A 24,064-nucleotide genomic window follows, 5' to 3' on the forward strand; every position below is an offset into this window, starting at 1 on the left:
GTGATGCGCAAACCCGATACGCAGCAGACGCACGTGGAGGGCGAGATCGGCTATGGCTCGCAGGACAGCTTCCATCTCGCGGCAGGCGCAGGGGGGCCGATCACCGAGCGCCTCTCTTACCGCATCGACGGCAGCTATCGCCGATCGGACGGCTATGTCGATCGCGGCCAGTCGCGCAGCCATGCCGTGTCGGGCACGCTGCGCTGGGCGCCGACCGACACGCTCGTCGTCACCGTGCGGGACGATTATGGCGACCAGAAGCCGATGCGCTATTTCGGCACACCGCTGATCGACGGTCGGCTCGACGACCGCATCCGGGAACGCAACTACAACACACGCGACGGCTCTATCCGCTACCGCGACAACCGTACCAGCCTGCAGGTCGACTGGACGCCGAGCGATGCGGTCACCGTCAGCAACCAGGCCTATCGTCTCACCTCCAAACGCTCCTGGCTCAATCTCGAAACCTATTGCTGGATCGCCGCGGACGGCGTCTGCGCCAACGGCAGCGGCAACACCGGCACACCGGGGCGCATCCTGCGCACCGACATGACCGGCATCGTCCACGATCAGACGCAATGGGGCGATCAGGGCAGCGTGACGCTCAGGACAGGCATCGCCGATGGCGTCAGCAACGACTTTGTCGTGGGCTTTGACGTCAACCTCATCAAACTCACCTACTCCCACAACTTCGGTTCGGACCCCCAGGTTTCGGAGGTCGATCCTTTAGCGTTCGATCCAGGTCTGATCGTCGACACGCAGGGGATCGCACCGCGCTATCGTACGCGCACCACCGAATATGCGGTCTTTGCCGAGGACCGGCTGAAACTCAGCACGCATGTCTCGATCGTCGGTGGCGTGCGCTACGAGCACGACAAGATCCGCCGCTGGTCGATCGACTATCCAGGCGGCGTCAGCACCGAGACGTTCGCGCTCGACAAGCGGCTGCATAACGTGACCTGGCGGGTCGGGAGCGTCTATCAGCCGATCCCGACGGTGTCGCTCTATGCGCAGTATGCCACCGGCGTGGACCCACTGGGGACGCTGACCACCTATTCGACCGGGCAGGTTCAGTTCAGCAACGCGGTCGGCGACCAAGTTGAGGTCGGCGCCAAGGCGGTGTTCCTCGACGGTCGCGGCACCGCCACCCTCGCCGCCTACCGGATCGTCAAGAAACGCCTGCTGGCGCAACTGACCCCGACGAGCCCGGTCGAGCAGGTGGGACAGCGATCGGCCAGGGGCATCGAAGCCGCAGTGTCACTCGATCTGCCTTACGGTGTCGGGATCGATGCAAACGGCAGCGTGCTCGACGCGACGTTCGACGACTTCATCTCAGGCGGCTCGAGCTTCAACGGCAATACCCCGCCGGACGTGCCCGAGACGCTCGCCAATTTCTGGCTGCGCTGGAACGCCACGCACGCGGTTCAGGCACGCGCCGGGCTGCGCTACGTTGGACGACGCTATTCAGACAATGCGAACAGCTTCCGCGTCCCCAGCTATACCACGGTCGATGCCACGCTTTCCTTTGCGGTGACGCCACACTTCGCGGTCGATATCCACGGCTACAACCTGTTCGACCGGGACTATGCGATCAGCACGTACACCAATCAGCAGTGGGTCCTTGGCCGTCCCCGCTCGGTTGACGTTTCACTTCGTGCCAGCTTTTAACGCCCTCAGGCGGCCGGGGCTTGGCAAGACTGCCCGGCGCTGGCTGTACCTCATTCATCGCTGGATCGGCATCGCCAGCTGCCTGTTCTTCGCCATGTGGTTTCTGTCCGGGCTGGTGATGCTCTACGTGCCCTATCCCTCCCTCTCGCCAGCCGAGAAGCTGGTTGGGAGCGAGGCGATCGACTGGGCAGCAGTGAACGTGCCGCCCCCGCTAGACGGCGGACGGCTACCGCAGGAGCTGTTGCTCGAGATGCGCGACGGCGCGCCTGTTTGGCGCGTGACCGGGTGGGATGGAACGCACACCACTTCCGCGGCCAGTCGCGGTACTGTCCTGCGACCGGTCGATGCTCTTTACGCCGGTCGGGTCGCTGGCCGCTTTGGCAACGTACCGACGAAGCACGTAGAACGGCTGACCCGGGATCAGTGGACGGTTGCTGGCGGCTTCGATCGACACCGTCCACTTTGGAAAGTTGCGCTTGCCAACGCGTCCGGCACGGAGGCCTATGTGTCGTCGAATACGGGCGCCGTGGTTCAAGTGACCACCCGTCGCGAGCGGTTCTGGAACTGGCTCGGTTCGGTGCCGCACTGGCTCTATCCGACGGTTCTGCGACGGGATCAAACGATCTGGCGTCAGGTCGTGCTGTGGGCGTCTGGTCCCTGCATCGCCGCGGCGGTTGCGGGGATGTGGATCGGCATCCTGCGGACCCGCATTGGCGCACGGCGCTTCAAAGGCGGGCGAATGACGCCCTACGACGGCTGGATGCTGTGGCATCATGTCGCGGGGCTGGTGGGTGGTATCTTCCTGATCGCCTGGATCTTCAGCGGATGGCTGTCGGTCGATCCCGGCCATCTGTTTCGCGGGACGAAGCCACACGATGCGGCTGTGCGGATCTATCAGGCATCTGATCCGATGCCGGACCTAGCACTCGACCGGCTCCGCATAGCAGGCGAGGGTGCGGTTGTAGCGGCGTTGACTGATTATGCGCGAACCCCGCTCATCGTGCTGTCCTATCGCAACGGGCGGCGAGTAGTGTTGAATGCGGCAACACTCGCGCCATCCCAAACTACAGAGGTGGCCATCGTGAGGGCCGCACGTCATCTGGAGGGCCCCGCGCCGCTACTCTCAGTCGATCTCCTGACGATGCCCAATGCATACTGGTATGCGGTCGGCATGCTACCGCGTCTGCCAGTGTTGCGGCTGCGTTTTGCCGATCCGGCACAGACTTGGTTCTATATCGATCCCGCTACCGGGGAAGTTCTCCGGACGGTCGATGAACGACAGAGGGTGTACCGCTGGGTATTCAACCTCCTCCACAGATGGGATCTGAACACGCTGACATTGCACCGGCCGGCCTGGGATGGACTGATCTGGATGTTCTCGATCGCCGGTGTTGTGACGTCGATAAGTGGTATCTGGCTTGGGTGGAAAAGGCTCGCACGGTAGCGGTTTTTGTAGCCAGCTTCCCGGAAACCATTCAGCGGCTGCGGCTGCCGTCCAAAATCACCCGTTTGTCGTACAGCCGTATTAGCGACCGGGTTTTCCACACATCTGACCGCTGAACGGCAATAATTGGTGGTGAGCGGTCCGACCGCTTTTTGGACTTCACCTTGGGAAACCCGACGTCGGATGCCCACGGAAAGCGCATTCGTTTTTTGCATCGGCAGGTGTGTGGTTTCCGCCGCTCTTTGGTGGCTGCACAAGCTTAGGCTCACGTTGCAGCTTGTCGCCAAACGCTCACCTGATCTAGCCTTGGCTGTCAAAAACGTTGCTTGAGGAGAAGCGACAAATGAGGCTGATCGGCCAACGCTGGGAATTTCAGATCGGCAACACCGTAATCCAGGTAGATAACGCCTTCAGCTGGACGTTCTGGGGCCAGGAGCGGATGCTGGTGAACGGTGAGCAAGTTCACGCCAGCAGCGGCAGGATGCGATTCTCGCAAAAATACCAAGAGCCGTGGCTCACGTCATTCGGCGACGGTGAACTGAAAGTTTGGCTGAGAAGCACCAGCACCAAACTTCGGTGCAGCGCATCTCTAGGCGGCGAGCCAATACCTACGACTGTCATGTATGCTAAAAACTGGCAGGGACTGGCGGGCAGCTGGCCGAAAGAAGAAGAATGGCAGAAACAGCTGCCGGGGGACGGATGGGCCGCTAGCTAAAACGATCCGCACGGCATTGCATATCATAGATATTTTATGAAAAACTCTGCGGGTTTGCATCATGGGCTCAAACTGAGGCCTGCGAGTAGCACTCGATGCCGGCATCATCTTCAAGGCCGGCCAAAGCGTTTTAGAAACAGCGCATAGTTTTCTTGCGGCGTGCTATCGAAGTAGGACTTTTCCGCCACTATACCGTCTCCCTGACGCGCCGACGCACCGGCGCGCTTTGAACCATGGCAGCCCCTCTCGATGTCCACAATTGGGCGGAAGCGGAATGGCCGGGTTTGGTGGTTAGCGGACGTTCCCAACAAGCCAGCGCGGTGCTTTCTGTTGCGGGTCCACAACGCGGGTAAGCCGAACGCTTGGCCTCCCGATCGCGGTCTCTTCTACTTTTCCCTCCACCAAAGCTCGTAGAAGAGACGTTCGGGTGGAACGCTGAAATCTGCGCCCCTGTAGCCGGGAAGAGTCACACCCTCCGGCAGATCGGCGGTAACTCCTCCGTCGCAGCCGACCAGGAAGATCATCGATCGTGTATCGTATCCGGCGAGGATGAAGACACTGCCGTGGAAGCCCTCGCCCTGCTTAAAATCCGCTGCAGGCCAACATGGCGGCACCTCTCTGATCGTTGATGCGCAGGCACTCAGTACAGCAAAAGCGATCAAAGCGTGAACGGATCGGTAAAGGATCATTTGGGCGACTATACGCCGGGCGTGAATGTCCGCAATTGGGCTTTTTTGGACGTTTGTTGAGAGTTGTGGTAACGCTCAACCCGCCTCCGAGAATGAGATGTCATCTCGTACGGCGTGGTTTCTTCTTTTTAAGGTGCAGCCGGAACGTCTGCTTTATTTTTCTCGGCTTAGCCGTAGCTCTACGAGTATGTTAACACTTTTGAAATTGATAGCGGCAATACCCCCGATCGCGTCTCGATCAATGCATGGTCAGGAACGGTGATCCAGCCTTCTTCCGTTATCAGTCGATTACCATAGCCTGACGGCTGCAATCGAACGGGCAACCCCAAAAACTTCTCGATGGAGTCGGGGTAATATCCCAATACGGCTTCGGTATCGATGGCAAGCCGAACGACAAACTCGGCGTCCAAAGACCAGCTGATGGGTCGCTGATTTGTAGCGCCTGCTTTAGCAAAACACCTTTGTAAGGCATGTCTCGGGGTCAAGAAAAGGGATCCATCGCTGTTACGTTAACATCGTACTAGATATCGCGTATGTATGCCTAATCGGCCCAGCGAAGCTGTCGCGTTGCGGGTGTCATTTCTGCCAGCTCACGGTAACTTGCGGCCATGCCACGATGAATGTTAGCAATTTTCGGATCTTCAGCCAACTCCGCTAATTTAGCGGCGTCAGAAGCGCGCTGTGCGTAATATGCGCGTTCGTTTACCTCAGGCATGGTTTCGCTCCATGGCAAGCGGACATGTCGACCACGTCCATCCCTACCGTGCTTCAGACTAGTCGTAGAGATCGATTGGTTATGGCAGTTATGATGCGAGATCTCAATATATGCGTCCTTAAGCCTCAGGAAGCGGCCGGTTTCGCTCGTTGCTGCGAGTTGTGATAACGCGCAACCCGCCTCTGCAAATAAGACATCCCTCGTACGGCGCGGTTTCACCTTATCTAACGCAAGGCCGGAACGTCTGCTTTTGGGTGGAAAAGCAACAGTCTGCTCCTAGCGGCGAATTGGAGAAAGCGGACGTCGCGCGGCCAGTGTGGTATGCCTGCGATCTAACTACTGAGCGAGGCACGCAATGCCAGTAAAGGATCTCGTCGGTCCGCCCCTTCCTACCTCGGAAGACAAGGCGCTGCTAATCGAACTACATAGGCGTCTCGGTATGCCGTCACAAAGACGGCCGGGATATGGTGACGAAGGCGGGCTCGAACCCGCGCCAGCGCCTTTCGGTCCAAAGCCTGCTCCTATTACAGGCGGCGCAGCAGTAGAATTTGAATGACCGCTCCCGATGCGGTCGCCAGCCTTTTAATGGCCGAGATTGGGCGGGAACGGCCCGGCAGCTTTTTTGCGCCGCGTCCTGTCAGAAAACACATGATTTCCGATGGAACCCCCGAAGCCACTGACGCGACTGTCAATCGAGGCTCAGCCTGTTCGACAAACCCTATCGCTTTGACCGAGTAGGCCGAAACCCGGTTATGGAGGTTTTCCGTCACAGCCGATCGCTAGCGTTCAACTGGGTCCGTTCTATGTACTGACCCCCATCAGGAGGCTTTCAGTATCCGGCTTAACACAGCCTCTACGTCGGTCGCCGGCACGAAGACGCGGGTCCGGTAAGCGATGATTTCGGTGAAGCAGCCGAGCGATTTCAGCCAAGCCAACTGCGAGGCGGGTGCGTCCACGATCTCCACCCTCGGGTTGCCGTTCACGATCGATCGCCGGAGCGTCATCGGGAACGGCCGCACGACGTCGACGCTGCGCCCTGAGAGAACGGAACGCGCGATCGCGTCGACCGGCAGATCGTCGGTCTTGGCGATCCCGAGCTTGGTGTAAAGCTGGACCACGTGCTGGTCGAACACGAGACGGCCTAGCCACGAATTGCCATGGGCGTCCGCAATACGGTTCACCGCGAGATGGTCCGACGGCAGCGCCGACCAGATCGGCAGCAGCAGGCCGGTCGCCAGTCTGATCGTCTCGGTATCGACCTGACCTGCCGCCTCGATGACCTCAGCGCTCCATCTGGCCTCGAAGGTCTCCCGGTCGACAACGTCCCATGCCGTTTCCAGCAGATCGGCCTCGCGCAGATACTCACGTCGGCAGGGACGCTGCAGTTCGATGCGCGCGATCGGCTGGCCATCGTCGTCCATCCACGACCGTGCCCGGGTCCGGAGCGCGACGCGCCCCGACCGGGCGTTGACCACGAACGCGACGTCGTCCTGCCATTTGGCGAGGTCGAGGATACGGTCGAGCGAGATGGGATTCTTGCGGCGCGCGATCTCGATCGTGAGAAGGTGCGAGGTCGCGCCCGACAGGGGATCAGTGCGCAGCAGCGTGTCGTCGAGGACCGTCGCGGTATCCGCCGTGATCGTCTCGACACCGACATCGAGCGTGCCGGCTTCGCGGGCTGCGGCGACGCGGGTTTCGACGAGTGCCAGGAATTCGTCGAAGATCAGGTTCTGGAGGCCGATTGGCAGCGCAAGCAGACGGTTCAGCCAGCGCTGGATGGGCGGCAGCTCTTCCTTCAGAACGCCGTCATTGTCGTGGAGCTCGAGGCCGGTTCGCGAGCAGAAGTCATCCATCGTCGTGCTGGTCAGCTTGCCGCCATCGAGGAGCGCGAACCATGTCAGGAGTGCATCCTTGGCATACTCACTTTCGAGATTGTCGGCCGGATCGAACAGGTTTTGCCCGCCGGTCTGCCGCTGGCCGCGCGTGAGGGCGCCAAGGCTGTCGAGGCGCCGCGCGATCGTTGAGGTGAAGCGCAGCTCGCCCTTGCAGTCGGTGGTTACCGGCCTGAACAGCGGTGTCGTCGCCTGATGGGTACGGTGCGTGCGACCAAGCCCCTGGATCGCGCGATCGGCACGCCAGCCGGGTTCGAGCAGGAAGTGGGCGCGCTGCTGCTGGTTCTTGGCGTCGAGGCTGGCATGGTACGAGCGCCCAGTGCCGCCAGCGTCTGAGAAGACCAGCACTCGCTTGGTACCGGCCATGAACGCCGCGGCCTCAACCTGGGAGGACCGACCTGAGCGGGTCTCGATCTTCTGGCGACCGTCCGACGTCGGTACGAGACGCCGCGACCGCCCCGTCACTTCGGCCACCATGTCGGTGCCGAAATGCTCGATCAGCGCGTCGAGGGCCGATTTGATCGGAGGCAGTGCACAGATGTGCTCGAGCATCTGGTCGCGGGCCGCGAGCGCGTCGGGGTTATGGACCGGGTTGCCGAACTCATCGCTCATCGGCGCCGAGCGCGCGGTACCGGTGTCGTCGGTATAGGTCTGCATCTGCCGCGTCGGGAACGCCCGCATCAGATAATCGGCAATATACTCGGTCGGTGACAAATCTATCGTAGGATCCGTACGCTCGTCGGCCGACATCTGGGCCAGGCGTCGATCGAGGATCGCCTCGGCGGTCGTGACCAGCTGTAGCACCACCGACTGGTCAGCCTTCAGATGCTGTTCGACCGCGGCGATAACCGTCGGCAGCTTCATCGAGAGCACGACCTGCCCGAAGAAGCGCTGCTTGGTCGATTCCAGCCGCGAGCGTGCCGAGGCCTTGGCACCGCTGTTGAGCGTCGTCTTTTCGAACCCGTCGACGACGCCGGTCAGTTCCAGCGCCTCTTCCATGTTCTGATGAATGACGCTCCAGGCCTTGGCATAGGTGTCGTAGATCTCGATCTGCGCCGGCGTCAGTGCGTGCCGCAGCACGTCGTACTCGACGCCGGCGAAGCTCAGCGCGCGCGAGGTATAGAGACCGAGCGCCTTCAGGTCGCGCGCCACCAGTTCCATCGCTGCGATCCCGCCCTTGCGAATTTCGGCAATGAACGCCTCGCGGTCTGCGAACGCGGTGTCGGGTCCCCAACAGGCCAAGCCGCACCGCGTAGGCGAGGTTGTTCACATCGCATGCGCCGGTTGCCGAGGCGTAGAGGACCCGGGCGCCGGGCAGGTCGTTCTGCAGCAGCACGCCGCAGATGCCCTGCTGTGAGCCTTCCTTCTTGCCCATGGCACCCTCGCCACCGGCGACGCCGCCCATCTCGTGGGCCTCGTCGAAGGCGATCACCCCGTCGAAATCGGAACCTGCCCAATCTAGGATCTGCTGCAGGCGGCTATGGTCGGAGCGCATCGAGCGCAGCGTCGGGTAGGTGACGAAGAGCACACCCTCGTCCAGTTTAATCGGCTGGTCGATCTTCCAGTTGGAGACCGGCTGTACGTCGCCCGACATGCCACCGAGCGCAGTCCAGTCGCGACGCGCGTCTTCGAGCAGCGGTTCGTTCTTCGACACCCAGATATGCCGGCGACGACCCTGTAGCCAGTTATCGAGAATGCACGCCGCGACCTGTCGGCCCTTACCCGCCCCAGTGCCGTCCCCCAGAAAGAAGCCCTTCCGGTAACGGCTGCCCTCGGGATCGATGGTGAGCCCGACGCCCTCCTTGGCAGGCTTGAACGCCCCGGGGAGCAGCTGACCCCAAGCATGGCCCGCATAGACCACAGTCTCGAGCTGCGATGAGGACAGCATCCGCTCCGTCACCGTGCGCTCCGGAAGGTGGGCAATGTGCGTCGGAATGGGTGCGGGTATCGAACCCATCGCCACGGATTCCACCAGCGCGGTCGGGTGGTCGCCGGCGACGTCGAACACGATCCGGCTTGGCCGGTAGGGCAGATAGCAACCAACTTGATCGGCCAGTGGTGCAGCCGTCGCCAGGGTTCTGTAGCTGACCGGAAGTACGTTGTTGCGCACCGGTGCATGGTACGTGCGGGCAACCGTAGCCTTGGCTTGCCGCGCCGCGCCGAACAGGCTGGGTTTGGGCACCGGTAGTGCCGCTATCGGGGTATCAGCCACCAGCGAGGTCCGCGGCGGGATGGTCACGGCGTCGAGGAAACCCGCGACCGAGCTGCGCTGGATAACAGTGTGCGAGGTGCCGCCTGCCACCTTGTCGATGACGTAAAGTCGCACCGCGATATCGGTGCCGTGCTTGCGATAGCAATGCTCAAGCCGCAGCGAGGTGCGAACCGTGCAGCCGGTCAGCACCGCCTCATAGGCCGCTTTCAGCCGTGCGCTTGGCGCGAACCAGTCGGGCATGATTGCTACCACCCGACCGCCCTTTGCGACCCGGCGGATCGCCGCCTGGAGATGGCGAAGCGCAGCAAGATCGTCGGCGCCGCGACCGACGCTGCGCGAGAAGGGTGGATTCATCACCACTACGGTGGGCTTCGGCAGCCGCGCGTGCAGACTGACCAGCGCCGCGCCGTCGTGACCAGTGACGATCGCATCCGGGAAAATCCCGGCGAGGCGGTTGCGGCGTTTCGTGTCGATTTCGTTCAGCTGCAGGCTGGCGCACGCCGGTGCCTGGACGATCAGCAAGCCGTTGCCGGCGCTGGGTTCGAGGACGATGTCGTGCGGACCGATCGCGGCCATCAACACAGCGATCGCCGCAATATCGACCGGCGTCGAGAATTGCTGGAGGTCGATCTGTTCCTCGCTGCGCACCGTCTGGGTCGGCAGCATCGCCATGATCGCCGACGCCTGTACCACGTCCGACATGCCAGTGAGCTGGTACGGCTGCGACGCGAGATGGAGCGCAATGCCGTGTTCGAGCATCTCGAAGCTGTCACGCTGCGTCCAATGGCCGTCTGCGTCCGAGCCGCCAAAGGCCGCTGTCATCGCCTCGTTCATATCGCGGCGGGCGATCGGCGTGCCCGATGCAAACAACCCGGCAATTCTTGCCGCTGCACTGTGATCGGTGACGGGCGGAAGATCGAGCAAATCGAACATGGCAGGTTCCCTCAGGTTACGCTGCCAATCCGACAGCTAACCGCCTCCCTCCCTCTCCCCTCTCTGCCGCCTCGAGCGCCTCGGCCCAGTCTTTGTAGCCCCCGGGTAATCGACCTGGATGACACGACTATCGGATGCGAAGCGGGCAATGCTTCGCGCGACCGCACGGCGTCCGGCGGGATCATTATCGCCCGCGAGGATCAGCTTTGTAACGCTGTCAGGGATCGTCACGAGATCGAGCCGGCGCGAGCCGAGCGTTGCCCAGCAAGGTAGTCCGCGGATCCGGGACCAGGCGCGCGCCGTCTCGAATCCTTCGGCCAGGCCAATGGTCGCACTAAGGCCACCGCCCCGCCATGCCCCGGTACCAAGCGTACCGAGCGTCGCCTTCTGAGAATAGCCTCCATCGGGCTTCAGGAAGATGCGCTGAAAGGCGACCAGGCGCTGCGCTTCACGGACCCCGATCAGCAGTGCCGGCTTGAAGACAGTCATGGGTTTGGGACCTAGCGGACAGCGCGGATGGAAGCGGACGTCGGTTGGCACCGGCAACAGCCCCCTCGAGGCGAGGTAGCGCTCGGCCAGGTTACCGGAGACACTGACGGCCTCGCTCCACAGCCGATCGATGTTGGCCGTACCCTTTGCCTGGGCCGGAACCGGCGGTTCATAGCGGCGCCCGACTGGTATCCGGTCCAGCTCACGCAGGATGTCGCCAGCGTAGCACCCGGCAAAACAGGTCACCAGCAGGCCGCGGTCACCCTGCCTGATCGAGAGGCTTGGTGTACCGTCGGTATGCGCGGGGCACCGACACATCGCACTGTTCCCGTGCCAAGTGCCGCCAAGCGCGCCGACCAGATCGACGAGGTGCTGGGATGGTCGATTGGCGATGATAGCCATATTCGATACCCTTTAGCGCGCACCGGCAGGGACGCCGGCGATCGCGTAGAAGGTCTTGTCACGATCGAAGTAGCTGGCGATCTCCTCGACAGCCGCTTCCGGGTCGGATGGCAGATCACGTCCTGTCTTCTTCGCCACATAGGCGGCCAGAGCCTTTTTGGCGGACATCTCGCTCGGATGGAAATCCAAGACGTCCTTGGCGCCGTGGTCCCTTATGAAAAGGACGTACTTGGTCATGGCTACAGGCCTCGTGCTGAAGGCTGCCTTTTCCGGCCGCCCTGGGGTGGAAGGTTAAGGCCGCTTTCCGCGACCCTTTTCTTACCCTCCCTCTCCACTCCATTTTTTTGACGGACCAAGTGGCGCACAGTCTCATTTACCAGCTGCTAAAATCTCGCCGCTAAGCTGCTCTTGGAACTAGAATCATTCTGCGCAGGTTTGTCGAGCGCGCTCTTTTTCATTCGAGGTGTCGATGAACCAGTCTTCGCAGGTCGAGATTGCCAACTGGATCGCCATTTATCTGGCAGCGGCTATGTGCTGCGCAATCGCCATGGCTATGTCAGTCTCCGTGACGGTCCACGGTTTGTACCGGGACAGGGCATGGGAAGATGTTCGAAGTGTTCGTGGCGCCGTGCTTTTCCTGCCAAAGGCGTGGTGGCGCTGGCAAAAGCTGTATCTACTGTCGGCACCGGTAACGCTTGGAATCGTTAGTTATTTTGCTGCGACGATGACTTGGAGCTGATCGCTCAAAAATCCAGAACCCGAAGCAGTTTGGTCGACGCAGAATCCTGATCCATTTCGGACCTATCTAGCGTCACGAGATCACCCAGGACGGCCATGCGAGGGTGCGTCACCGCCTTGGCAGCTTCGTACTCGTCGCTGTCAAATCCCATCGCCTCCACCACAACCGTCCGCAATTCCCCCGTCATTCGCGACCTCGCCTCAAGGATGAAGTCGGGCCGGCAGGGGCCGTTTGGTGTCATTGAATCGAAGAGCGGCTTGCTGATGGCCATGTCGACACCGCGGGCATGTAACACGCGCTGGGTATCGAGGATTGCGCGTAGCGCCTTGCGCTCGAAGTCGGACTCGACAGGCACGAACATACGTCCGTTGTAGATCGGCTGCGCATAGGCGCGCAGGGGCGCATAACCGCGCGCCTCGGGATATTCTCCAGCAACGACAAGGACGATGTACGGTCCGCTGATGTGGTTACCCCGGATCGAGGGCGATTGGACGCGCGTCGCGATGGTGACCGGTTCACCGTCAGGCACATGGATTTCATTGCCTTTGATCGCCTTTGCATAGAGCGCCACGAAGCCTTGCGGAGCATGCGTCTTGGGCCACTTCGGCGCCAGTGCGCGTAGCGTGCCATAGACCGTGTTCGTCTCGAGGGGACGCGCGTGTGTCCAGAATGCCCTGGCCAGCTCGACGCCCGGCGCGATCTCGATCTTGGCGGCCGCACGGCCGAGCGATGCAAACTCTTCCCTGATCGACCATTCGTAGCCCATACCCAACGGGGCAATCGTATTGCAGCCGGCGCTGTCGAGCAGGCGCCATAGGAGCCGCGCGAGCCGCGGGGTCGAGGCGTTGCGGGTCCGATCGTCGAGACTGTCGTCCTCAGGCCGCTGTGCGAGCTTCTCCGGCGCTGGTCGCAAGACTTCGAAAAAGCCTGACGGTGGATCGGTCGGGGTGTTGTGGGACCTGACTTCCGTGATGCGATTGGTGGCCTGGTCGCGGAAGAAGGGGCAATCGGTGCGGTGCTCCGGCCGCTTGGTGTTGGTCAACCGGCGCAAATAGTAGGTTTCGGCCTCGGAGAGGTAAGCCGGCGTCAGGATGGGTGGGGCCTTACCCGGTCCCAGACAGCCGCAGGCGATCCAGCGGTGTCCGATCCGGGCATTCTGAACGAGCGTGACGCCGGCCTGTTCGTCTTGGAACGAGCCTTCGCCGACATACCAGCGCACCAGCGCCTCATGGAGCGGTGCAGGTAGTGGGATCCGATCCCGGCTGTTTCCATCGGTATCACGGTGAATCAACCACATGTTCGGGTGACCTTTAGGCGCTGACCTTAGCCAGTTTCGTCAGTCCTGATGGTCTTGACAAGCACAAACCTCTTGATCTCAACTCTTGAATATCACGTCGTCTAGGGGTTTTCCGTGCGTTATCCACTCGCTGTTGCTGGCCTATGCGTCGGTCTGGTCGTTGGCTCGCAAGCCGTTGCTTCGCCAAAGGGATCGGCGTTCCGCAGGGTGCAGCTGATCTCGATGACCGGGAGCCTGCCGATCTCCGACCCTGGTTCTTCGCCCGACGTCTCAGCATCGGCCGTAGCGGACGGGGCAACGCCACTGCCTGACGGTTTCCAGGTCCATGATCTCAGTCGACGTTACGTACAGTTCAGGATGCAGCAGGAGATGGCTGGAGCCGCAGAGATCTCGCCCGGCGTTCCCGTCGTGCGGCGTGAGCCACCGGGCGTCGCAGTGTTTTCTTCGATCCAGGTTCCAAACTGGCTCCGTGGCGGGATCGTCATTCAGCCGGTGCCGTTCAGGCCGGGCTGCAGACCGCTGACCTATCGTCCGTCGGGTTTTCTAGCGCGCCGCGCAGAGGCACGCCGCGCGATGTATTATGGCATGATGAGCGCGGTCGCCTGTGAGCATGACATTCCTACAGGGTTGTTCGATGCGATGATCATCCGCGAGAGCGGGTACAACCCAATCGCAACCTCGACCGCTAACGCCTACGGCCTTGCCCAGCTGATGCCAGGAACTGCGGTTGGCCTCGGCGTCAATCGATATGATCCGCTTCAGAACATGCGTGGCGGTGCCCGTTATCTTCGTCAGCAGCTCGATCGATTTGGGCAAGTCAACCTTGCTCTTGCCGCGTACAATGCAGGGCCAAGTCGCATCCGGGGGGGGCTAGTTCCTCGTATCTCCGAAACACAGACCTATGTGACGGACATCATCACAAATTGGTCTCGACTGAGCACGACACCGGGATCGCCGGCGCTCCTTCCGAAACCCGGGTTTCGTTACGTAGACTACACCCGGTATTGATCACAGTCTTGCGCTGTCTGAACGAACTGACGAAGTCGCAAGAACGTCAAGAGATATCCGGTATCGGTGTCTGATTTTGTCGACTTGGCAGTGTCAGATCAGAGTTTTCGGCGTTACGGAGATCGCGATAGCCGGATTTACTTATTATCGACGGTGTTTTTTTTGGTGAGGATTATAAACGGTAAGTTTATACTGGCGGATAATTAATGCCCAGACTATTTCTTAACCGACAACCTTTGGCGGTAGCACACGGCGCCTTCAGTGCTATACCTGCGCCAGGTTTATGATCGCTGATGCCCCCCTCCTGTAGGGTAATCGCTTCCATCTTGCATGCACCCAGCAACCAACATGCATCGCGCATGCAGCATGCATGCACGATGCATGCAAGGGCAACGTCGTGCCTCTTGAACGATTATGCCAATGATCATGCTTTGCAGTGATCTGCGCAAAGAAGGACCGGTTGTCCGCGTACCGCGTACTGACCATAAAAAAAAAGTGTGATCCGCCAAGCAATGCGATGAGTTTCTTAAAATCGAGTGTTCCGCGAACAGGACGGGACGAAGGCTGGCAACGGGTAAAGGTAATGCGCAGTAGCAATGTAAAACACACCACCCTCGCACGACTGGCCAACTTGCTTACGGCTTGCAGGTCTTACTAGCTACGATTCGTTCACATATCCACGGTTTTTAGTCTGAATCTAGATATAGCCGTAGATACCTAGCAAGGACCTCAGGAAGACCATAGAGTCGTTCTAATACGGCGCACTTACCGGTGTCTCAAAACCTATTACCTATTGAGTAATACTGAACCTTACATCGCACGGCTTCTCACGTGGCTTCATGATCACAATAGTTTCAGTCTTTGACGTCTTGCGGCCGATCTTATCTAACGTCGGTGCGTCTGGAACGATCTCACGGATGACAATGCTATAATCGGGCAGCCGATCCTCTGCAGCGATTTTCTTCAGCTGCATCTTGAGCGCTCTCAGGGGGGCGGTAGAGCCGATTTTTGCAGCGAGGATTTCTAGGGAAACTTCCGCGGATTCTTCGCGGCTGTAACAATGCGCAAGCTCATAAAGCCGCCTTTCGATCGAACCGAGCCTGAAATAGTCATGGTGATAGTCGTAAATGCGGCTATCGCGCGACACCGCTCGTACCAGCCAGTCACAAATCTGTACGCGCACCGGCATGAGCTGCTCGCCACCATTCGGCATGGCCCGGGTCATGGCCTGCGCTTCTGCGAACCATGAGAAAAATCCCTTGGTCCCGATCGTGCCCGTCTTAATGTTGGTCCTGATTTGCGTTCCCTGCAGACGCCCGAGCGCTTCGATGAACCGATCGTAATCCCGTTTGGACGGCCGAGCTACGCCGGTAGCGCGGAAGAAATCATGAGCATTGAACGTAAAAACGTTGATCACTTCGCCCGTCTTGGCGAGATGCTGGCACATCAGGGATAACACGTAGATAAGGACCTCTTTGTCCCACATCGTGGCAATCCCGTTAGCGCTCGGCTTCAGCTCGATCTGGACTCCCTCCATCTTGAAGGTCATCGGATCCATTTGGGGACGCTTGGCCAGCGAGAAAAGCGGGAAATCCATGATGCTTTGCTCACCACGCACCTTGCCGTGCAGCGGACTGTCTAGCACACCGAACAGGCTTCCCTGAACTTCGCCGTGTTTCTGCAGTGCCATGATCAACCCGCCTGTATCGATTGCGGGGCCCGTCATACCTTCAATTTGCGACGATGGCATTGGGTTACGGTCACGGCGTTTGCGATAGCACGTGGATTCCGTCAACTGAGGAGCCTACCGGTCCGATCAAGGCTAAAAGGCTCAGGCAAGTTTCCCCACGGCACGTGCTATCGCAAACACCGTCGCGACTTTGCCGAAACACGACCGCTGGTATCATCAGGTCCGGATCGTTCGATTGACGAGCCCCGAGATCAGGGTGCCGACCGCAGTTGCTCCGGTTTCTGCTGCAAGCCCTTTCATCGCGGTTAAGCGACTGGAATCCTTCAATCCATGCAAAGTTCGGCTGAGATTGAGCTCGCCCATCATCGCCTTCGCTGTCATCCCACGAAGATACGCGCCGGGGCGTCGGACCTCACCCGCACGGTATTTCTGAATAGTTGCGATGACGGAGGCTGTCGCACCCCGGCTTCCCATGACGCGAATAGCTTCATGAAAGGCATTTTGGCTGATGCCCGACTGACTCGCTGCCCGCTCTGCAACTGCCGTTAGCTCGCCCCAGGATCGATCGTGACCCAGCAGGTCGTGGCACAGGTCTGGCGCGACATCGATTATGAAGCCAGGCGTTACACCATGCTTATCCAGATCGGCATGGACTGCCGTGTCGCCATTGGAACTCGGTTCGACCGATTTACTACTTTTTATCGCTAAGCACCTACTGGTACCTGCTTTAGCAGGTTGAAGGTGATTTGTAGTTGTAGAGTGAGTGTCGCGGAGGACATCCTCGCATGAACTTTTCATATAACCGGTAGCTTCAGGATTGGACGTCAGAACAGCCTCAAGGCGCTGGGCGAGCGTATTCGAGGCGTCTTCAATTTGCTGGACACACGACGTGAGAAGGCCTGGATCGCGAACACCGCGCATCTGATCCGTTGCCATAAGCGCCAACGCGAGAATTTCCTCTGCCCCAGGCGCGTCACAGCCTTCCTCGAGCAACGTCTGGGCCATCACTCTGATCTTTCGTCGCGCGGAGGCCAGCTGTTTGCGTAACACGGTGATGACCTGATCCTCGGCAATGCCTCGCGCTGCGCGCTCCAGAAATTCCGCGTACCGAGTTCCCACCGGCGCGAGAACGATTCCATATCCCCAAACGATTTTCCCCGCTTCCGACCGTCGGCCTCCCCGGTGGCCATTGGGACTATCGAGAAAGCTTACTAGTCCCAGCGCCTGGGCCTGATTGAGCAGCTTTTGGACCTGCCTGACGCCGACGCCGAGCTTGTGGCCCAATAGCTCGTTCGAAGGCCATACGACCGGGAGAGTATCGCCGCCTTGCCAATCCTGAGGCTTCGTCCACGCGAACAACAGGTCGACAAGCGCTACCACTCGTAAGGGGATCGCCATGTACGGCGCCGCTCGTTTTAGAGCGGAGAGTACGTTCGACGGACCGACCGTCTTATCCAAACCGCGAAACGTATCCGTTAGGTTGGACGCTATGGCGGTACGCTCGTCGTAACGACGCAGCCCTCTGCCGGGATGTTGCGCATGGTGCATATGGGTTCCCCTTCGGGTTACCGAGCAAGCAGCCGACACCGTGGCGCGAAATCGCGCTTTGGCATTGCGTCGTCAGGGAACCTCCCCTAAATAAGAGGTGCGAGGTCGTCTTTAGGGGCGTTCCGAAAAGCCCGGCCTTGTGTCGGGCTTTTCACTTTTAGCGCGGTTTCCTTGTCTCTGTTACACCTTCCCGGATGGGCAGGCCGCGCCGCACGGATTGCCCGGCTGGTCGCAGGTAGAAGTGTTAACCGTCCTTTACGCACCCGTCCTAGCTTTTGAATCGTGCTATCGATGACAGCGTGCCTCTGAATCACGTGCTATCGGTGACAGGGTGGCTGCACCGCACGTGCTATCGCAAACGCCGTCGCGATCGGGACTCGTGCTATCGAAAACGCCGTGACTGCCGGGCACGTGCTATCGCAAACGCCGTCTCCGAGTCGGTAAAAAGCCACCCCGACAAAGCAAGAGGAACTTGGCTTGCTATTTGACCCTTACCTTTTCCGCCGATACTAGAATGGCTGCGCCATCAACTGAGTATCTCAGTCGATCGGCAATTTTCGGTCGTGCACAGAGGAAAGAGTAAGGTGGTCCCTGTCTGTCACCGATTAACCCAAGATACTACAGGCCTGTATATCAGTTCTTGATTTCAGCGTCAGGGCGATATCGAACGAAGATAACGATCCATCACAAGCAATCCGTGCTTCGTAAGCCTCGACAAGCGTCGCCGCGAATCCTGAGGATCTTTCCACCGCTCGACGAAACCTAGCTCTTCTAAAGCGCGCAGATGCCGGACGCCCGTAGAAATTGGAGCTGCAACGCAAACCGCAAGGCTTGCGGGGATACGCGCAGCGTCGAACTGCGTTCTAAGATCCAGTAATATGTCCCAGCCAGGCTCTGAAAACATGTCGGGTCCGAAGAACGCCTCCCGTCTTCGTCGGTCGTCGTAAAGTTTCTTGGCAAACATGGCAGGATCGAGCGCCGGACAGGTGGTTGAGCTACCTAGGGTCGGCGTTACCGACCGCGGTTGCGGCATATTGAGAAGGTGCGCGGTCATCGCACGACTCCGACTGAGCGCGGATTCCAGCGCTGTGCCAAGACCACGCCGGGTCGATCTGATCGCGAGCCAGACGTGTGCGATGACGTATCGTGGCCACAATCAGAATGATCAGTAGGACATAACTCCAGACAACAACGAAATTGCCGTAAACCGTCGGAATGACATCCGCGCGAAATCCGGTCAGATGAGACAAGGCCACGCATCCCTGCACGGCCGCCATCCAGATTGGCCAGTATCGTGTCGTCAGCAATGACAGGATATACAAACCGAGGAATGCGACCGTGTCTGTCGCGAACACGGGCCATTCGACACCCGAATACCGACCGACGAACGGTTTGAGAAACCAGTGACTGAGTTCGAAGTCTGCGGCAAGCACGATTACCGCGATACGTTCGGGTGCTCCCCCCTTCCAGAGGGCGAACGCGCCTGTCCCGGCGTAGAAGATGTTGAAGAGAAGTATGCGTAGCAGCGTAGATCTCCGTTGAGCGGCTGGTGGGATCCATTATTTGCCCCCTGAGGTCGCGTTTTCCACCGCAATGGTACGGACTTGTGCAGACGGTATCGGGTCTTTGTCACCTCCTGCAAGAGCTGGAACCCGCAGGGTCCGGCGAGCCTCGTCGAGCCTGTGATGCCCCTCAACGGCAGAGCTCATGGCTTGCGAGATAAGGCCCAAAGACGTCACGAATTGGTCAATTGCTCCCTGCCCTATTGTTGCTGAGACATTGGCCGTACTTCGCGCTGTGGGTATGAACCCAAGCAGCAATGATCCGCTGGTCAGCGCACGACCCAGATCATGTTCGAAGGCGTTGAGAAGACCCGTGATCTCCTCGGCTAGACGATGCCGCTCGATTTGGTGGCGGCGCATTTCGATGAAGGACATGACGCGATCTTTCCTTAGCCCGCAAAGGCGTTGACGTGCATGCCGAAGCTCACCCTTGCAGGGCTAGGAACACCATCGAAAGTGACGCAGCGCCCGAGACGAGCATTCCCGCTCCCAGGGCAACAAGGCCCAGCAAGAGGATTGGCCAGAGAAGACGCCACCGCACGCTCAGACTGTTCCGGGGCCTCCCCCTAGTTGAAAAGGGATAGGTCGACCGTGGGCTCCTAGTCCCTGCCTCGGTTGTCGTTTCGGTACAATTACCCTCCACTGCTTGGAGCGATGGCGGCGACCCCGAAAGGCTGGTCCCCCCAATTTTTTGGGGGGCCTCATGCGCGCCGAATATGCGCGCCGCTGTCAGGCTGTCGTTCGTGCCCAGCTTGCGACGCGCGGATTTGAGATGACCGTTGATCGTATGAAGGGACAGCCCTGTGGCACGCGCAATGTCCTTGGGCCGCATCGCCTGCAGCATCAGGCGCAGACATTCCTTCTCACGGGGCGAGAGTTTTTCGACTGACATAGTCAGGGTGATACCGAAGTGGCGATCGCATACTAACCCGAAACCATACCGTTCGGAGCGACGACGCCTTCACGGCGTAGCACACCGAAGGCGAGCCCCCTTTCGAAAGGAGAAAAAGCTATCGAGTACAGCGGTTAGCCATTTGAAGACGTCCCGAATTTGAAGATACAACGCTGGCCATCTGCCAGCAGATTTTTGGCGTTTCCGGCGGTTTGCGGCGTCGCGTTATACGCAACGCGATGATGATAACGTGCTCAACGCAGCAGAACGGATCGAAGCCGCTCGCGCAAATAATTGGCAAACCCTACGGCCGAATTACTCTCGGCGATGAGGAATGCGCGTTCCATTCCAGGCATTCGAGAACCAGGTGCCCTCTAGCCGGCAAAGTAAGCGTGGTCTGAAGGTCGCCTTGTAGGCGGATCGTTCAACGGGTTGATGGCGGCTCTTTGAACGGGGCCGTGATGTCAGACGAGACTATCGAACCAGCCGTAGATGTAGCGAGTAGTCATACGACCGGTCGTATGAGCGGTCGTATCGAGATTGTCGGTCGGGTATCCGGTCGACGCCGCTGGACGGTCGAGCAGAAGCCGGCAAACATTGAATTTTGGCTTGTGTCTCAACAGCAATTGCGTAACGAGCGTAGGGCTTCGGGGGTCAGCGTGTAGACCGCCTCTCGCTGCGCTCCGCGGTTTTGATGATCTACCCGCCAACCCTGATAGTGCCTACGGATCAGACCAGCGCGTACCAGCTCGGATACAGCCCGACTGACATTGCAACGTCCGGAAGCCCGCACGCGCAACCGGACCGCCAGTTCGACGGCGTCTGCGGCACTTTTGGCGTCCCGAGGTAAGGCTCCCTGCTCCTCCAACTCTCCGCGTACCCGCCCTATAAGTGCAATCCGACGAGGATCGCGTTGTGCCATTGGCGATAGTGCATCGCATAGCCAATCGCGGAGACGCACCGCCTTACCCTCCTCGACGACGTAAGGCCCGGCTTCGCCGCTTTCGCTGGCAGCGCGTGCTATCAAGTTCAAGACCATGAACGCGTAGCGGGGGCGGCTCGATGAAGTTGCCAGCCTTTCTATAACGGACGGCATGTCACTTGGCGCGGTGACCTTCGTCTTCGACGTACCTGAAACTGGTTCGCCTTTGTCGATTGGGAACAGATCAGCTTGAATCATGGAACAGGTAAAGCACAAAACAAGAAACTCGTGAATCCCTGTTCCTATGATGATATCGCTTCTGTCGCCTGCGACACTTTGCCCGACGGTAAAGTGTCGCAGGCGCCATTCAGCGTTAAAATTTGCCGGCACATGCACAATCCATAGCGAGCGAAGACGTCGTGCACCGTCGTCTCCCTCGTTAAATCGCGAATAAAAGTGGTACCGGTGGGTACCAGCGTCAGACCTACCAGATGCATTAGGGTTATCTGGTTGGGGCGGTCGCCGGAAGCCACGCTGCAGGTAACGGTGTTGAAACCGGACGTCTGACAGGCTGTATGCCCGCGAGAGAGAACACCTTACGCAAGCTACGCTTGCAGAATGGACAAAAAGTCAACGAAGTCAACGGCCGCTCTGCTAAAAACTCCCCGCAGTTCGGGGTGCGGCGATGGCCATATGGTCCCCAAAAAATCAACGTTTCTAGTCGGTTGCGAACCTGATTTGGCCCCTTCTGATGGCTATTTGATCCCCAATGCCTCCAGAGCTGAAAAACGGGCACTACTGGACGGTAATTTCGCTCGCAAAAACCATCCTGCCCGCCCTTCGGAATATGTCATCTGGGACGCGGAGCTTGCCGGGTTCGGCCTCCGTATCCGACCAAGCGGACACGTCTTCTGGACAGTGCGGCTTCGTCATCGCGGTAAGCAGCGCCGCGTTACGATCGGACGGGTCGAGGACGTGGACGCAACCCTTGCGCGTGCCCAGGCGCGCCGTCTGTTGGCCGAGGTGGCGCTGGACGGCTTGCCCAAGCATAGGTCGGTGAAGGCCACACCGACGTTGTCTGCCTTTGTCGAAACCTACTGGGACGACATTGCCCGTTACTGGAAACCTTCGACCTCCAAGCGCAACCATGATGCATGGCGGCGCGACCTCGCGCCGGTCTTTGGCGAAACGCGGGTCGCCGAGGTGTTGCCAGCCGATGTGATCCGCTGGCGTGACGATTGTGCGGGGTGCGCCGAAACCCGTTTTAATCGTGCGGTGCCGGTGCTGGCCAGTCTCCTGAAATATGCCGAGGCGCTCCATTTCCGGCGCAAGGGTTCGAACCCTTGTCGGGGTCTCGCCCGCTACCCCCGCGAGCCAAAGGAGCGCTTTCTTTCGCCGCTGGAATATCGCCGACTGGGCGCGGCGCTTCGGGACGCGGAAGCAACCCACCCGGCGCAGGTCGCGATCGTCAGGCTGCTGCTCTACACGGGCGCGCGGGTCGGAGAGATCCGCGACCTACGTTGGGCGTGGGTGCAACCGCCCCGTCTGGCGTTGCCCGATAGCAAGACAGGCGCGAAGACTATCTGGCTGAACAGTCAGGCGATGGCCATTCTGGACGCCTTGCCCCGCCGTGAGGATTTTTCTCTGGTGTTCCCAGACAGAACCGGCAAAGCGCCTGTCGCCGTCGTCAACTGGTGGACGGCACTGCGTCAGCGATGTTCGATGCCCGACCTGCGCATTCATGACCTGCGGCACAGCTTCGCATCCACCGCTATTATGGACAACGTCCCCCTCGCTACGATCGGCAAACTGCTTGGTCACGTGCTGCCGGAGACCACCGCCCGGTACGCGCACCTTGCAGACGACGTCATTGGGGATGCCGCACAGCGGGTCTCTGGCGCGCTGGCTCAAGCGATGGGGCTGCGGGCATGACCGCGCTGGCACTCAAAAGGATCGTGCGCGAATCGTTGGCCGAAGTTGGGATATCCTTTGAATATCCATATCCCTATCCATCCGACACCAAGGCTCGGTCGACGACCTGGTTAGAGCATGAGCGCGGCTTTGGTTTGCGTCTCTACCCCACTGGGCGCGAGGTCTACATCGTCCAGACCCGCATGGCTGGGCGCCTCCGCACGATCACGATCGCACCCAGCACGATCATTAGCCAGCACCAGGCGCTGACGATTGCACGGCGCGTGATCGCCTATGCACAGGTCGGTCATGACCCGGCGACCGATCGCGCCCGCATCCGCTCCGCGCCACGCTTCGATAATTTCGTCGACGAATATTGGCGGCGCTGGTCGGCGCAGGGGAAGGCTTCCACTCTTGCGACGCACGGCGTGTACCGCCGGCTCTATCTCGACCATTCCTTCCCTGGCATCTTCATCGACGAGTTGAACGAGGCTCATGTCATCCAGTGGTTCGCCGCGCTCAATGACGAGACTGGACCGGGGGCTGCCAACCGCTGCCTGACCATCCTCGCCAACATGCTGACCAAGGCAGAAAGCTGGGGCTATCGTCTTGAGAACACCAATCCATGCCGGACCGTTCGTCATAACCGGAAGTACCGTTGCGAGCGTTTTCTGTCATCCGCTGAGTTGGAGCGGCTGGGCGAAGTGCTGGCAGAGGATCGAGCCGGAGAGGACAAGCTTAAGGCGGTTGTCGCGTCGGCGGTGACCCTCTTGCTGTTGACGGGGTGTCGTTCGGGCGAGGTGGCCGGCCTGCAATGGTCGGACGTCAAGGGCAACCGACTGAAGCTGCGCGATAGTAAGACAGGGCCGCGCACCGTTTGGCTGGGTGATCAAGCCCGTGCGGTGATCGCCGCCCTGCCACGCCAGCGGGGCGTGGCGTGGCTGTTTTGGAACCCGGTGCTGTGCAAGCCGGTACTCCGCATCGGCAATCACTGGCCGTCGATCCGCGACCGAGCTGGGCTGCCGGGGGTTCGAGTTCATGACCTTCGGCACACGTTCGCGAGTCATGCGGCGATGCATAGGGAAACGCTGCCGATGATTGGTCGCTTGCTCGGACACCGCAACACACAATCGACCTCGCGCTATGCGCACCTCGATGATAATCATGTCCTCGGTGCAGCGGAACAAATCGGAACATTGATCGAGCGGATGATCGCCTGATCATACCTGCTACTGACGTATGATTGCATCACCGATCTAATGATGAACGAAAAGGTACCGGGTGGTACCAGAGTCATAGCTAACACTTGGTATCAAGAAGGATGCTAGGCCGGCCA

17 protein-coding genes and 1 pseudogene are annotated in these 24,064 nt (G+C 59.8%); 7 read left to right on the plus strand and 11 right to left on the minus strand.

Translation table 11 applies throughout. The features are described 5' to 3' along the window. The 3 genes from ASE89_RS12590 to ASE89_RS12600 form a co-directional block, all read left to right on the plus strand. Positions 1–1,668: TonB-dependent receptor (locus ASE89_RS12590; RefSeq protein WP_056678239.1), on the plus strand; the 1,668-nt coding region annotated here is incomplete at its 5' end. Beyond that, positions 1,622–3,112 carry a PepSY domain-containing protein gene (locus ASE89_RS12595; RefSeq protein ID WP_236701760.1) on the plus strand — a complete coding sequence of 497 codons (1,491 nt, stop codon included), beginning with the start codon at positions 1,622–1,624 and terminating at the stop codon, positions 3,110–3,112. The genes ASE89_RS12590 and ASE89_RS12595, both read left to right, overlap by 47 nt. Positions 3,113–3,455: 343 nt before the next feature. Then, positions 3,456–3,827 carry a hypothetical protein gene (locus tag ASE89_RS12600; protein WP_056678244.1) on the plus strand — a complete coding sequence of 124 codons (372 nt, stop codon included), beginning with the start codon at positions 3,456–3,458 and terminating at the stop codon, positions 3,825–3,827. Between the two features lie 1,230 nt (positions 3,828–5,057). Here the strand turns inward: ASE89_RS12600 and ASE89_RS21225 are convergent. From ASE89_RS21225 to ASE89_RS12620, 4 genes and pseudogenes are all read right to left on the minus strand, one after another. Then, positions 5,058–5,231, minus strand: coding sequence for a hypothetical protein (locus tag ASE89_RS21225; RefSeq protein WP_156363477.1), 174 nt, complete (start codon positions 5,229–5,231; stop codon positions 5,058–5,060). A gap of 818 nt (positions 5,232–6,049) precedes the next feature. After that, positions 6,050–10,268, minus strand: a pseudogene (locus ASE89_RS12610) (strawberry notch-like NTP hydrolase domain-containing protein). A 36-nt stretch (positions 10,269–10,304) separates the two neighbouring features. Continuing rightward, a complete protein-coding gene (locus ASE89_RS12615) occupies positions 10,305–11,159 on the minus strand; it encodes a DUF7146 domain-containing protein (RefSeq protein ID WP_330219058.1) in 855 nt (284 codons plus the stop codon). Between the two features lie 12 nt (positions 11,160–11,171). Continuing rightward, positions 11,172–11,396, minus strand: a complete 225-nt coding sequence (locus ASE89_RS12620) for a hypothetical protein (protein ID WP_056678250.1) — start codon at positions 11,394–11,396, stop codon at positions 11,172–11,174. Positions 11,397–11,628: 232 nt separating this feature from the next. Between ASE89_RS12620 and ASE89_RS12625 the strand changes: the two genes are divergently transcribed. Further along, positions 11,629–11,898: a hypothetical protein gene (locus tag ASE89_RS12625; protein WP_056678253.1), complete on the plus strand. Its 270-nt coding sequence runs from the start codon at positions 11,629–11,631 to the stop codon at positions 11,896–11,898. A gap of 4 nt (positions 11,899–11,902) precedes the next feature. On the opposite strand, the gene ASE89_RS12630 is transcribed toward ASE89_RS12625, so the two are convergent. Next, positions 11,903–13,195, minus strand: a complete 1,293-nt coding sequence (locus tag ASE89_RS12630; protein ID WP_056678255.1) for a hypothetical protein — start codon at positions 13,193–13,195, stop codon at positions 11,903–11,905. A 114-nt stretch (positions 13,196–13,309) separates the two neighbouring features. Here ASE89_RS12630 and ASE89_RS19890 point away from each other — a divergent pair, with 114 nt between their 5' ends. Continuing rightward, positions 13,310–14,203: a lytic transglycosylase domain-containing protein gene (locus ASE89_RS19890; RefSeq protein ID WP_236701761.1), complete on the plus strand. Its 894-nt coding sequence runs from the start codon at positions 13,310–13,312 to the stop codon at positions 14,201–14,203. Positions 14,204–14,993: 790 nt separating this feature from the next. Here ASE89_RS19890 and ASE89_RS12635 read toward each other — a convergent pair. From ASE89_RS12635 to ASE89_RS21230, 6 genes are all read right to left on the minus strand, one after another. Beyond that, positions 14,994–15,893, minus strand: a complete 900-nt coding sequence (locus tag ASE89_RS12635; protein ID WP_056678516.1) for a replication initiator protein A — start codon at positions 15,891–15,893, stop codon at positions 14,994–14,996. A 216-nt stretch (positions 15,894–16,109) separates the two neighbouring features. Beyond that, positions 16,110–17,441 carry a plasmid replication protein RepC gene (repC, locus tag ASE89_RS12640; RefSeq protein ID WP_056678259.1) on the minus strand — a complete coding sequence of 444 codons (1,332 nt, stop codon included), beginning with the start codon at positions 17,439–17,441 and terminating at the stop codon, positions 16,110–16,112. A gap of 995 nt (positions 17,442–18,436) precedes the next feature. After that, positions 18,437–18,874, minus strand: coding sequence for a hypothetical protein (locus ASE89_RS20480; protein WP_156363478.1), 438 nt, complete (start codon positions 18,872–18,874; stop codon positions 18,437–18,439). Positions 18,875–19,000: 126 nt separating this feature from the next. Then, complete coding sequence (locus ASE89_RS20485) at positions 19,001–19,378, minus strand: hypothetical protein (protein WP_156363479.1); 378 nt, start codon at positions 19,376–19,378, stop codon at positions 19,001–19,003. 49 nt (positions 19,379–19,427) lie between these two features. Then, positions 19,428–19,895 carry a helix-turn-helix domain-containing protein gene (locus ASE89_RS21595; RefSeq protein WP_082451478.1) on the minus strand — a complete coding sequence of 156 codons (468 nt, stop codon included), beginning with the start codon at positions 19,893–19,895 and terminating at the stop codon, positions 19,428–19,430. Between the two features lie 616 nt (positions 19,896–20,511). Beyond that, positions 20,512–21,075, minus strand: a complete 564-nt coding sequence (locus ASE89_RS21230; protein ID WP_082451479.1) for a hypothetical protein — start codon at positions 21,073–21,075, stop codon at positions 20,512–20,514. Between the two features lie 435 nt (positions 21,076–21,510). On the opposite strand from ASE89_RS21230, the gene ASE89_RS12650 reads away from it, so the two are divergent. Next, positions 21,511–22,749 (plus strand): tyrosine-type recombinase/integrase, encoded by a 1,239-nt coding sequence (locus tag ASE89_RS12650; protein ID WP_236701762.1) that lies wholly within the window; start codon positions 21,511–21,513, stop codon positions 22,747–22,749. Further along, entirely contained in the window at positions 22,746–23,948 is a 1,203-nt protein-coding gene (locus ASE89_RS12655) for a tyrosine-type recombinase/integrase (protein ID WP_056678264.1), read from the plus strand. Before ASE89_RS12650 ends, ASE89_RS12655 begins: the two co-directional genes overlap by 4 nt. Positions 23,949–24,064 lie beyond the last annotated feature (116 nt).

Source organism: Sphingomonas sp. Leaf30 (assembly GCF_001422525.1).
Classification (GTDB): Bacteria; Pseudomonadota; Alphaproteobacteria; order Sphingomonadales; family Sphingomonadaceae; genus Sphingomonas; species Sphingomonas aerolata.